12 protein-coding genes are annotated in these 12665 nt (G+C 36.9%); 8 read left to right on the forward strand and 4 right to left on the reverse strand.

All coding sequences use genetic code 11. The annotated features are described in order from the left end of the window. Positions 1–157: 157 nt before the first annotated feature. The 4 genes from OPU68_RS00890 to OPU68_RS00905 all read left to right on the forward strand — a co-directional run bounded on the left by OPU68_RS00890 (position 158) and on the right by OPU68_RS00905 (position 3291). Positions 158–568, forward strand: a complete 411-nt coding sequence (locus tag OPU68_RS00890) for a BrxA/BrxB family bacilliredoxin (protein ID WP_498472065.1) — start codon at positions 158–160, stop codon at positions 566–568. A 190-nt stretch (positions 569–758) separates the two neighbouring features. After that, positions 759–1697, forward strand: coding sequence for a ribose-phosphate pyrophosphokinase (locus OPU68_RS00895; RefSeq protein ID WP_498472066.1), 939 nt, complete (start codon positions 759–761; stop codon positions 1695–1697). A gap of 43 nt (positions 1698–1740) precedes the next feature. Beyond that, positions 1741–2379 carry a 50S ribosomal protein L25/general stress protein Ctc gene (locus OPU68_RS00900; protein ID WP_498472068.1) on the forward strand — a complete coding sequence of 213 codons (639 nt, stop codon included), beginning with the start codon at positions 1741–1743 and terminating at the stop codon, positions 2377–2379. A 90-nt stretch (positions 2380–2469) separates the two neighbouring features. Further along, on the forward strand, positions 2470–3291 hold the full coding sequence (locus OPU68_RS00905) for a choice-of-anchor J domain-containing protein (protein WP_498472069.1): 822 nt from the start codon (positions 2470–2472) through the stop codon (positions 3289–3291). A 101-nt stretch (positions 3292–3392) separates the two neighbouring features. Here OPU68_RS00905 and OPU68_RS00910 read toward each other — a convergent pair whose 3' ends face one another. The 4 genes from OPU68_RS00910 to OPU68_RS00925 all read right to left on the reverse strand — a co-directional run bounded on the left by OPU68_RS00910 (position 3393) and on the right by OPU68_RS00925 (position 8635). Next, on the reverse strand, positions 3393–5108 hold the full coding sequence (locus OPU68_RS00910) for a M14 family metallopeptidase (RefSeq protein WP_498472070.1): 1716 nt from the start codon (positions 5106–5108) through the stop codon (positions 3393–3395). Between the two features lie 86 nt (positions 5109–5194). Beyond that, positions 5195–5737, reverse strand: coding sequence for an RNA 2'-phosphotransferase (locus OPU68_RS00915; RefSeq protein WP_498472071.1), 543 nt, complete (start codon positions 5735–5737; stop codon positions 5195–5197). A gap of 81 nt (positions 5738–5818) precedes the next feature. Then, a complete protein-coding gene (lepA, locus tag OPU68_RS00920; protein WP_498472072.1) occupies positions 5819–7615 on the reverse strand; it encodes a translation elongation factor 4 in 1797 nt (598 codons plus the stop codon). A 69-nt stretch (positions 7616–7684) separates the two neighbouring features. Next, a complete protein-coding gene (locus OPU68_RS00925; RefSeq protein ID WP_498472073.1) occupies positions 7685–8635 on the reverse strand; it encodes a hypothetical protein in 951 nt (316 codons plus the stop codon). A gap of 242 nt (positions 8636–8877) precedes the next feature. Here OPU68_RS00925 and OPU68_RS00930 point away from each other — a divergent pair, with 242 nt between their 5' ends. From OPU68_RS00930 to porD, 4 genes are all read left to right on the forward strand, one after another. Beyond that, positions 8878–9870 carry an outer membrane protein assembly factor BamD gene (locus OPU68_RS00930; RefSeq protein WP_498472074.1) on the forward strand — a complete coding sequence of 331 codons (993 nt, stop codon included), beginning with the start codon at positions 8878–8880 and terminating at the stop codon, positions 9868–9870. A gap of 33 nt (positions 9871–9903) precedes the next feature. Then, positions 9904–10227, forward strand: a complete 324-nt coding sequence (locus OPU68_RS00935; RefSeq protein WP_028122280.1) for a DNA-directed RNA polymerase subunit omega — start codon at positions 9904–9906, stop codon at positions 10225–10227. Positions 10228–10337: 110 nt separating this feature from the next. After that, positions 10338–11531: a bifunctional phosphopantothenoylcysteine decarboxylase/phosphopantothenate--cysteine ligase CoaBC gene (coaBC, locus tag OPU68_RS00940; RefSeq protein WP_498472075.1), complete on the forward strand. Its 1194-nt coding sequence runs from the start codon at positions 10338–10340 to the stop codon at positions 11529–11531. A 94-nt stretch (positions 11532–11625) separates the two neighbouring features. Next, positions 11626–12531, forward strand: a complete 906-nt coding sequence (gene porD, locus OPU68_RS00945) for a type IX secretion system protein PorD (protein ID WP_498472076.1) — start codon at positions 11626–11628, stop codon at positions 12529–12531. Positions 12532–12665: the final 134 nt, after the last annotated feature.

Consider the following 12665-nt stretch of genomic DNA (forward strand, 5'->3'; position numbering starts at 1 on the left):
AAAAAGCCAATTACCATAAGCTATCTATCGGTCAAAATGTCTCAATAGATTTTCGGAATGATTTTAATAGAATGAAAGATGAGTGGGGCAAATTAATATTGATTAAATTTGCAACTCAAACGAAATTTTGAACGTTAAACTTTTAAACAAATCAATTATGTATCCAGCAGATTTAGTATTGCCAATGAAGGCAGAACTTACAGATAAAGGTTTCCAAGACCTTACAACACCAGCAGAAGTTGACTCCGCACTTAAACAACAAGGAACAACGCTTTTAGTAATCAATTCCGTTTGCGGTTGTGCGGCAGGAGCAGCAAGACCAGGCGTTTTGTACTCTTTGACAGGCGAGAAGAAGCCCGATCATTTGGTAACAGCATTTGCAGGATTTGATACAGATGCCGTGGCAGAAGCAAGAAGATTGCTGGCACCGTTCCCACCAAGTTCACCAGCTGTTGCACTTTTCAAGGACGGAGAATTGGTGCATATGCTAGAAAGACACCACATCGAAGGAAATCCTGCAGGCGCAATAGCCGCAAACCTTCAGGCGGCTTTCGACGAATATTGTTAATAATAGAAAGACCAGAACAGAAATGTTTTGGTCTTTTTTTATGAAATCATCTTCAGTAATTTTTATGAAATCCAATGGTAACAGGCGATTCCATATTAATTCCAATGAAAAAATAAAAATCTATTGATGAAAAGTTCGGAAATAAGCTTTCAAACTTTTCATTATTTTTTAAATTTGCAAAAAAGTAAAAATGTCAGATCAAGCAAGTTATTTGTTTTCTACCAGAACCAGCCACGAGTTGGCGGAAAAAATTGCTCAGAGTTATGGGCAGCCATTGGGCAAAATCAATATTCAGCATTTCAGTGACGGAGAGTTTGAACCTGTATTGGAACAATCTGTAAGAGGAGCGCGTGTTTTCCTTATTGCATCCACATTTCCACCGGCGGATAATCTTTTGGAATTGTTATTAATGATAGACGCTGCAAAAAGAGCTTCTGCCAAAAATATTACCGTTGTGATTCCTTACTACGGCTTGGCAAGACAGGACAGAAAAGATAAACCACGAGCACCAATCGGCGCAAAACTAGTTGCTAATCTTTTGACTGCAGCCGGAGCTACAAGAATTATGACAATGGATTTGCACGCAGATCAGATTCAGGGATTCTTCGAGATTCCGGTAGATCATTTGTACGCATCTACGATTTTTGTGAAATACATCCAATCGCTTAATCTTGATAATTTGACGATTGCTTCACCAGATATGGGAGGAGCAAAAAGAGCGAAAAATTATGCAGGACATTTGGGTGCTGACGTTGTGATATGCTATAAAGAAAGGAAAAAAGCCAACGTTGTAGAAGAAATGTTCCTGATTGGTGATGTTAAAGACAAGAATGTCATTCTTATAGATGATATGATAGATACTGCCGGAACACTTTGCAAAGCGGCAGATATATTAATGGAAAAAGGTGCAAAATCTGTAAGAGCAATGGCGACTCACGGTGTACTGTCCGGAAAAGCTTACGAAAACATAGAAAACTCCCAGCTACAGGAAGTCATTGTAACAGATTCTATTCCTTTGAAAGAAGACAGATCTTCAAAAATCCGCGTTCTATCCTGCGCAGAATTATTTGCAGATGTGATGAATATGGTACACGAGCACAAATCCATCAGTGAGAAGTTCATTATTTAAAAAAAATTAATATCTTTGCACCCTTAAAATAATTTTATACAAAATGAAATCAATTACAATTCAAGGTACAAAAAGAGAAAGCGTGGGCAAAAAGTCTACTAAAGCTTTACGTGATGCTGAATTAGTTCCTTGTGTTGTTTACGGAGGTGGCGAGCCATTGAACTTCTCTGCATTGGAGAAAGCGTTCAAAGGTTTGGTGTATACTCCCGAAGCACACACGGTATCTATTGAAGTTGACGGACAGGTAATTCCTGCTGTTCTTCAAGATATTCAGTTCCACCCGATTACGGACAAGATCATTCACGCAGACTTCTACAGATTATCTGATGACAAACCAGTAGTTATGGAAGTTCCGGTAAGAGTTACAGGTCGTTCCAAAGGTGTAGTTGCCGGTGGTGTTCTTAGACAAACTTACAGAAAATTAAAAGTAAAAGCTATCCCAGCTAACTTGCCAGACGAGATTGTTGTGGATATCACACCTCTTAAGATTGGAAACAAATTCTATGTGGAAAGTCTTAAAAATGACAAATATACATTCATGCACCCGGACAATGCAGTAATTGTTGCTGTTAAAATGTCTAGAAATGCTAGCAAAAATGCTGCAGCAGCAATGGATGATGACGATGAAGAAGTAACAGAAGGTGGAGCAGAAACAACAACTGAAGAAACTTCGGCAGAGTAATTATTAATCTGTACATATCATATTAACCGTCTCGTTTTTTACGAGGCGGTTTTTTTTTATATTTACATTAATAATTAAAATTTACGATTTATGAAAAAACTTTTATTCTCTTTTTTATTAGCCTCTGTTATGGGGAATGCTCAGACCTCAGTTTACACAGAAAGCTTTGAAAATATAACATCTTTACAGGACGCCGGATGGACATTATACAACGATGCCAATACACCCTTCGGAACATACGCCGCAGCATTTCCCAATGCATGGAATGTGATCAACTGGCAAGTGGAAAATGGTAATCTTGTAGCGTCTTCCCCTTCTTGGTTTACAACTATTGCACAGGCAGACAGATGGTTGGTTTCTCCCGCAATCACTTTGCCTGCAAATTCTACGGTGGCTCTGGAATTTTTCGCTAGAGCACATCAGGGAACGCCGTATGATGATGGATTCAAATTGAAAATCTCAACTACCACTACTGCCAAAGCTTCATTTACGAATATATTAGCAGTAGATCACGCAGTCAATTTACCTATTTCTGACCAGACACCTTATCAGGTCAATCTATCAGCTTACGCAGGACAAACTATTTATCTTGCCTGGGTAAATGATTTTACAAATGGTAATATTCTTAGTATAGATGATATAGATGTTGTAGCAACACCGGTATTGACTGCAGAAGATTTTAATAAAAAAGATTTGACAATATATCCAAACCCAATAGCAGATTATTTCACAATAAACAATGCTAAGGATGTAATTTCTGTCAAGATCTATGATTTATCCGGAAAAGTTGTGAAGTCGCAATTAAAATCGGTAGATAATAAGTTCAATATTTCTGATCTGGAAAAAGGATTTTATACTATCTCTATCGAAACAAAATCCGGAATTGTAAGCAAAAAAATAATTAAGAAATAATCCTTTTTAGTTATCAATTATGAAAGGTCTCTTTACTTAAGAGACCTTTTTGTTTAAATCCAATCCAGTATTTGAATTCATCTTTTTTATTATCTGATGATTTAATTAATCCTAAAAATCGGATAAAGCCGATGCGTTTTTTCGTAATATTCGGAATGTTTGTAAACCCAATCCAGTTGCGCTTCCCCGTCTTGTGCCAATTTTGGATTGATGGATTTTTCCATTTCGAACGCGGTTTTCAGAGCTTTGTTGTCTTTCAGAAGTTGATTTGCTGTATCTTCGAAAACGTAAGGTGAATAATATTCTTTCTGACCCAGCATCGCATCAAAGAAATTCCAGTTGAAGTAAGAATCTAACGCTTCCGGCTCCAAAGTTTCTAAGAGAAACTTCACACCGTCCTGATTCAGCGGAACTAGAAAATCGCCTGCTCGAAACTTCATTTTGCCAGAATCTTTGGTCACAAATGTGTCGTAATGCAGATAATGGCCTTCGTAAGGATTGGGAACGGTTTTGAAATCTTTGATTCTGTAACTTTCCACCGCCATCGCAGAATCCTGTTTTATCGGAATCATTTTGATTTGATTAAGTTTCAGTAAATCAATCACTTTCCATTCGGATTGTGCAATGACGTAATATTTTGGAATTGTGACTTCTTTCGCCGGAACGTAATTGTTGTAAAACTTCACAGGATTGGAAAACGGCGATTTTCTGTCGTACCAAAGTCTGGTTTTTCCGGAAACTTCGCTTGGTTTGTACTTCGCTTCAAAACCTTTGAAATCAATCGTTTCGTATTTTGTAGAATCGAGTTTCCAGGCAATTGCATATTTGTTTCCGACTTTGTATTGATTCAGATTTTCGGCTCGCTTTTGCTGAATGTTCTTGTAGTTTTCATCGATATAATTGATGTTATCGACCATATAATCGTACGTCACTTTCACGCGGTCTTTGTACGGCTTCAGCATATGCGTTTCCACAACCGTCCCGATTGTATTGAACAAAGTCGTGTAACCTGTCGCATATCTCGGAGAGTCGATGAACGTTGGGAAACCGCCGTCCGGAACATCGCCGTGAATGTTGACATAAGGCACAGAAATCACACCTTTTTTCGCCATATTTTTCAGAAGCGTTTTCTGCATTTCGTCATTGAAATAATTGCCGAGGACATTTCCCAACCGTTCTTTGTTGGTGGAAATATATGTGAATGTATATTGATAATCTGCGCCGTTGCTGACGTGATTATCTATAAAAACATCAGGTTTCAGCCATTGAAAAATCTGCTGAAAACTTCTGGAATTCTTAGAATCTGTTTTGATGAAATCACGGTTCAAATCGTAATTGCGAGCATTTCCACGAAAACCATATTCTTCCGGACCATTTTGATTGGCTCTGGAAAAACTCCCTCGTTTCATCATTCCACTGATATTGTAGCTTGCAATTGCAGCGATGATAACATTTTTCGGTGCTTTGATTTTTCCGGCTGCTAAGTCTCGCATTAATATCATCGTCGCATCAATTCCGTCCGGTTCGCCTGGATGAATACCGTTGTTGACGAATAAAACTGACTTTCCTTTTTTGGCTTCTTCAAAACTTTTTCCTGATGGATTGAAAATCACAACATCGATTGGTGCGCCGTTGTCATCCTCTCCTTTTGTCTGAAAAATGATGCTTTCAAATTCCTTATCCAATTTCTGATAATAATTTCTCATTTCGTCAAAAGTCACGGTTTGATTGCCGTTGCCTTTTTCGAAAGGAGTTTGCAGGGATTGAGAAAATGTGGAAGTTGCGATTAGGAGGAAGAGGATTGGGAGATTTTTCATAGTACAAATGTAGAAAACTCGAAAATATAAAATAAAAAAACCACAGAATTTTCTGTGGATCAATTATTCTTAAGTGACTAAGTTGGTTAATTCTTAATATATTTCGCATCCACAAAATCCGTTAACCAAACATTATTTTCAGAAAGATAAAAGAGAATTCCGTCTTCGAACATTTTGCCTGTTTTGATGGTCAAAACAATTGGTTTTCCGTGGCGCATTCCTACTTTGGAGGCTATTTCATTATCTAAACTCAAATGAACGTGCTGTCTGTTTCTTTTTTCAATTCCTTTTTCTAAAATAGAATCCAAATTGTTCTGAGCCGTTCCGTGATAGAGAAAGTCCGGTGGTTGTTGTGGTTTAAACGCCAAATCAATATCAATTGAATGACCTTGATTTGCTCGGATTTTCGTTTTATCTTCATTGAAAATGAAACGTTTTTTGTCGTTTGTCTGCACAATTTCGTCCAGTTCTTCAAAGGTGAAACCTTGAAAATCGTTTGTAGATTTTGTGATTAATTCATCAACATTTGCCCATCCGTTTTCGTCCAGAACTAAGTTGATCGTTTCCGGTTTATGCCGAAGGACGAGACTTAGGAACTTGCTTATTTTTTTATTTTGCTGTTCACTCATGCGTTTGTATTTTGATTATTTATAAAAAATCCGCAGAAAATTTCCGCGGATTATATTTATTTATAAAATTTTAAATCAGTTCTAATCGTTAAGTTTCAAAACAGCCATAAACGCTGACTGAGGAACTTCTACTCTACCAATTTGTTTCATCTTTTTCTTACCTTCTTTCTGTTTCTCAAGAAGTTTACGTTTTCTGGAAATATCACCTCCGTAACATTTGGCAGTAACGTCTTTTCTCAAAGCTTTGATGGTTTCTCTGGCGATTACTTTCGCTCCCAACGCGGCCTGAACAGCAATATCAAACTGTTGTCTCGGAATCAGTTCGCGTAATTTTTCACACATTTTTTTACCAATGTGATACGCATTAGAATCGTGAATCAACGAAGACAAAGCATCCACCATATCACCATTGATCAAAATGTCCATTTTTACCAACTTCGATGCACGCATCCCAATCGGCGAATAATCGAATGAAGCGTAACCTTTTGAAATGGATTTCAGTCTGTCATAAAAATCGAAAACAACTTCTGCCAATGGCATATTGAAAGTCAATTCTACTCTGTCCGCCGTCAAATAACTTTGATTAACTATTTCTCCTCTTTTCTCGATGCAAAGTGTCATTACACCGCCCACGAAATCAGATTTTGTAATGATTGAAGCCTTGATGAAAGGTTCTTCCACTCGGTCAAGACTTATTGGATCCATCATTTCCGATGGGTTATTAATCAAGATTGGCGTTTCCGGATCTTTTTTGGAAAAACCGTGGTACGACACATTGGGAACCGTTGTGATCACATCCATATTGAATTCACGATCCAAACGTTCCTGAACAATTTCCATGTGAAGCATTCCCAGGAATCCGCAACGGAAACCAAAACCAAGCGCTGCAGAACTTTCCGGCTCGAAAACCAAAGAAGCATCATTCAGTCTTAATTTTTCTAATGAGAATCTCAATTCCTCAAAATCCTCAGATTCGATTGGATAGATTCCGGCAAAAACCATTGGTTTCACTTCTTCGAAACCGTCGATTGCTTCCGAAGCAGGATTTACGAAAGAGGTAATTGTGTCACCCACTTTTACTTCACGGGCATCTTTGATTCCGGAAATTATATAGCCTACGTCACCACATTCGATGGTTTTCTTTGGAAGCTGTTTTAGTTTCAAAGTTCCAACTTCATCCGCACCATATTCTTTTCCGGTTGCGAAAAATTTAATTTTTTCGTTTTTAGAAATACTTCCGTTCACCACTTTGAAATAAGCTTCAATGCCTCGGAAAGGATTGTAAACAGAATCAAAGATCAAAGCTTGAAGTGGTGCTTTCGGGTCTCCAACTGGTGGCGGAACTCTTTTTACAATCTGCTCGAGCAATTCGTGAACACCTTCTCCTGTTTTTCCGGAAACTCTTAGAACATCTTCATATTTGCAACCCAAAAGTCCCATAATTTCGTCGGTAACTTCTTCCGGATTAGCAGATGGAAGATCTATTTTATTAAGGATCGGAATAATTTCCAGATCGTTTTCTAAAGCCAAGTATAAATTACTTATCGTCTGAGCCTGAATACTTTGCGCTGCATCCACAATCAAAAGTGCACCTTCGCAAGCTGCAATAGAACGGGAAACTTCGTAAGAAAAATCCACGTGTCCCGGCGTATCGATAAGGTTTAGGATATATTTTTCACCATTCAGCTCGTAATCCATTTGGATAGCGTGAGACTTGATGGTGATTCCACGTTCTTTTTCCAAATCCATGTCATCCAAAGTCTGAGATTGTAATTCTCTGGAAGTCACTGTATTGGTGTATTCTAAAAGACGATCTGCCAATGTACTTTTACCGTGATCGATATGTGCAATAATGCAGAAGTTCCTGATGTTTTTCATTTAAAATTCTTGTAATTTGCAAAGATAAAAAAAAGAGACTGTAAAAGCTTGTTTTATATTACTCAGTTTCTAATCTCGGAAAATATATTGTCCGTTCATAAAGTCAATATAAACTTTTTCCCTTTTTTCAGTTTTAGCATTGTTGAATCTGGAATTAGCTTTAATCGCATCAATTGTTCCACCAATCACGCCGCCAACTATCCCTCCAAACAAAGCACCTACAAGCCCGAATGTATTTCCAACGGATGGATAAATCAAATTTCTATTGGAATCTATATAAAACCCACCTTCATTCTTATTGAGTTGAACAAATCCTTCCAACGTGTTGTGATAAGCCACACCATTTTCCACATAAGCAAAGATCTTGTGAGCACGCAGTTTCTCTTCCAGATTATCAGGATTTTCGGCTTTTACGACATTTCCTTTTTCGTCTTTTACTATTCTGTATCTTAATGCATCTTGATTATAGAATTTTTCGAAATCTTCATAAACGCCATTTTTCAGAGACTTTGCAGCAACTGCATTTTGTTTTTCCAGTAAGATATTATAATAATCAGACAATTCATTTTCAGCCAAAGGTACCATTGAAGCTTCATCCTTAAAGGATTTTGACACAATATGCTGTAAGATTTTCTCAATTCCTTTTGATAAGGTTGTGGGAATTCCACTTGCTTCTTTGGGATTAAAAGTAAGTACATCCTCATATCTCTTCAAAGCAAAATATTTTGAATCTTGTTTTAGGAATGTGGTGAGTTTTACTTTTAGTTTACAATAATTCGTATTGGTTACCAAAGAATTATATACGTTCAAATCTTGAATTAATAAAATCAATTCTCTTCCTCCTTTCTTTTTATTCTGTCTTGAAAACCAATCTTCAATATTATCAGTTGCAGTACCTTCCGGAAAACTAAAATTATATGTTTCTCCTTTGTAAACAATATTCCCAATGTTTTCATCTTTCCTTTCATCAATTACCGTAAGCGTAGATGCACCATAATAATCTCTTATCGGAACATCCAATCTGATCTTTTTTCATTGTGGTCTGAGCTGTAAAAAAAACAGGAAATAACATCAATAAAATTGTTTTTTTCATTTGAATTTGAATTTTTCTATTATTAATAAAGTGAGTGTTATAGCAGTTTACCATATGTCTTAAAAGCAAATAAAACGTTAATCTTTCATAAAAAAAAAGTTTTGGAGAAAAAAGTTTTATTTTTGCAAATTAATTACAATCAAGTGACAGATTTATTCTGGCGGGAATTATGAAGAAATATATTAGTTTATTAGTGTTGTCTGTGATTTTGCTGTCTTGCAAAACAGAAATGGATCAGGCTATGAAGAGTGCCGACAAAGATTTTATCTTGAAAGTTGCCAATGAAAAATTCGCAAAGAAAAAATGGACTGATGCTTTGGCATTGTATGACAGATTACCAAATCTGGTAGCGGGAACAGATGATGCGCCCAATGTTGTTTTCAATTCGGCTTATGCCAATTATTATGATAAGAACTACAGATTGGCAGCCAATCAGTTCAAGAATTTTGTGGTGAGTTTCCCACAAGACCCAAGAAAAGAAGAGGCGGCTTACTTATCTGCGCTTTGTTATTATGAAGGATCTTTACAGTATAACTTAGATCAAAGCAATACAGAATCTGCCATTACAGAATTACAGAACTTCCTGAATGACTATCCTGATTCTGAACGTTCCAAAAACATCACACAACTTGTAGATGAATTGACTTATAAATTGGAATTCAAAGCTTTTGAAAATGCCAAGCAATATTACAAAATGGGCGAGTACAAAGCCGCTGCGGTAACTTTTGAAAACGTTTTGGAAGATTTCCCCGCAACCAAACTGAGACCAAAAATCTACGATATCATTATGAAGTCTAAATATGAATTGGCCATCAATTCTATTTATGACCTGAAAAAAGAAAGATTGGACAACGCCGCTGCTTACACAAAAAGAATTTCTGCAGAACTTCCAAATTCTGAATATTCTAAAACAGCAGATGAGCTAAACGTAAAACTGGAAGCTGAAAAGGTAAAATTCGCTGCTTTACAAGTGGATGTAGAAAAAAGAAAGGCAGAATACGAAGCTAAAGTGAAAAATGCCGAATCTAAAGAAAACGAGAAAAAAGAAATAGAGCAGGAGAAAAACCAGTTGAAAATGGAAAACTCCGCCGATCAGGCAAGAAGAGACAGTGCGAAGGTAAATTCGCCGGAGCCACAAGCCACTTTCAAGTTTAAAAGATAATTAGTATATTTGCAACCCTAAACAATTCGCCCAATGAGCCTTAAAGATACAAAAGCAGAAGTAAGTACCATCACTTACGACAAAGATAAAATCGAAGCAAAAGTAGCCAGCATCTACGAAGCTATCGTGATTATGGGTAAAAGAGCTGAGCAAATCAACGCTGAAATCCGTACAGAATTACACGGAAAACTTGATGAATTTGCTGTTCACAATTCTACTTTGGAAGAAGTTTTCGAAAACAGAGAGCAAATCGAAATCTCCAAGCATTACGAAAAAATGCCAAAACCAACATCTATTGCTATCAGAGAATGGCTGGATGATGAGATCTACCACAGAAAAACCGAAGAGAAAAACTAAATCTTTTCTGATTTAAAATATAAAACCGTCGCTTTGAATTTATCTTCAATCCGACGGTTTTTTTGTTATTAAAATTATTAATACTTTCGTTAATAAAAATCAAAGCAAAAATGAGTTTGCAAGGCAAAAAAATTATTCTGGGAATTACTGGAGGAATCGCGGCTTACAAAATGAATTACCTTGTTCGGGATCTAATAAAATCCGGAGCAGAAGTAAAAATTGTTATGACAAAATCCTCAGAAGATTTTGTCTCACCACTTACGCTTTCTACCTTATCCAAAGATAAAGTTTACACCGATTTTTATGATGAAAACAAGACCTGGAACAACCACGTTGAGTTAGCGCTTTGGGCAGATCTGATGCTCATTGCACCTTGCACCGCCAATACTCTAGCAAAGATCACAAACGGACTTTGCGACAATCTTTTGATGGCTGTTTATATGTCCGCAAAATGTCCAGTAATCATCGCTCCTGCAATGGATCTTGATATGTACGCACATCCAGCGGTTACTAAAAATCTTCAGACTGCTGAAAGTTTTGGACACAAAATCATTCCTGCAGAATTCGGAGAATTGGCAAGCGGACTTTCAGGACAAGGCAGATTGGCTGAACCTTCAACCATTTTATCAGTTTTAGAAAATCAATTTACGAACATTGAACAAAGTTTCGCAGGCAAAAAATTTCTAATTACAGCCGGACCGACCTATGAAAATATTGATCCTGTAAGATTTATCGGAAATCATTCTTCCGGAAAAATGGGTTTCGATTTGGCAAAAGAAGCGGCAAAACGTGGTGCTGACGTGGTATTGATTTCAGGACCATCTTCTCAAAAAGTGGATGACAAAAATATTAAAATTTACAGAGTAACCTCAGCTCAGGAAATGTTTGATGAAGTTTTTAAACATTATGAAAATGTGGATGTTGCAATAATGAGCGCAGCCGTTGCAGATTACACGCCGAAAGTAAAAGCGACGGAAAAAATCAAGAAAAACGAAAATGAATTGACGATTGAGTTGGTCAAAAACAAAGATATTCTCCGGACAATGGGCGAGAAAAAGTCTAAACAGTTCTTGGTAGGTTTTGCTTTGGAAACTCAGAATGAAGAAGAGAACGCTAAAGGGAAATTAGCAAAGAAAAATCTGGATATGATTGTCTTAAATTCTTTGAGAGATGAAGGCGCAGGATTTGCAAATGCTACCAACAAGATCAAAATTTTTACACCAACAGAGGAACAATTATTTTCATTGAAATCAAAAGAAGAAGTCGCAAAAGACATCCTGAATTTTATTGAGGAAAAATTGTAACAAAATCCACGGTTTTCCGTTATGATTTTATGCCTGTTTTAGATTATTTTCTTTGACAAAGATTGCTTATTTTTACAAACATTTTTATACTTGAATGAAAAAACTACTTTATATAATCTGCACTTTATTCTTCGCTCAAACGGCTTTCTCACAGGAGCTTTTGGCAAATGTGCAGATCAACAACCAGCAGATTGCAGGAAGCAACACGCAGGTTTTCAGAACTTTGGAAAAATCGCTTAGAGATTACATTAATAATACCAGCTGGACAGGAAGAAAACTTCAGAATTTTGAAAAGATCAAATGCAACTTTGCGATCGTAATTTCGGAACGTATAGGTAATAACAGTTTTAAAGGGACAATGGTGGTTCAGGCAACGCGTCCGGTTTTCAACTCCCAATACGAGTCACCTTTGATGAATATTAATGATACCAGCTTTTCTTTCGAATATAATGAAAATGAGAATTTGATTTTCAACGAAAGACAATTTTCAGGAAAAAACCTAACAGATGTTATCAGCTTCTATATTTATTTGATTCTCGGTTACGACGGCGACAGTTTCCAACTGAAAGGCGGACAAGCCTGGTTTGACAAAGCTTTCAAGATTGCCCAAAACTCTCAGAATCAAAGCTATGACGGCTGGAACCAGATCGAAAGTCAGAGAAACCGAGGCGCACTCATTTCTGGTTTACAAAATGAAAATTCTTCAACTTTAAGAACCGTTTTCTACAGCTATCACCGTGCTGGTCTTGATAATTTGGCAAAGCCAGATCAAGGTCCTGCGAAAAAGACGATTGCAGAGTCTCTTATGCAGTTGAAGTTTTATGATAATAATTTCCAAATGAATTATCCTTTCAATGTTTTTCTGGAGAGCAAAAGTACCGAGATTTTCAATATTTTTGATTCCGGAAACAACGCTTCTGTCAACATCAGTGAACTGAAAACGATGATGAGCACATTTTCTCCAAAAGACATTGACACCAAATGGAATAAGTGGAAATAGAAAATTTGTAAGTCCAATTATTTGGGCCGCTATTTCCGCCTTCCACTCTTTTTTGCAAGACGATTTCAGATCAAATCGAAGTTTGAGTTTTCGCAAAAAAGGATTTCTGTTCAAGTCAGGCTGAGGATTTTCGT

It is taken from the genome of Chryseobacterium sp. TB1-D10 (genome assembly GCF_059803555.1).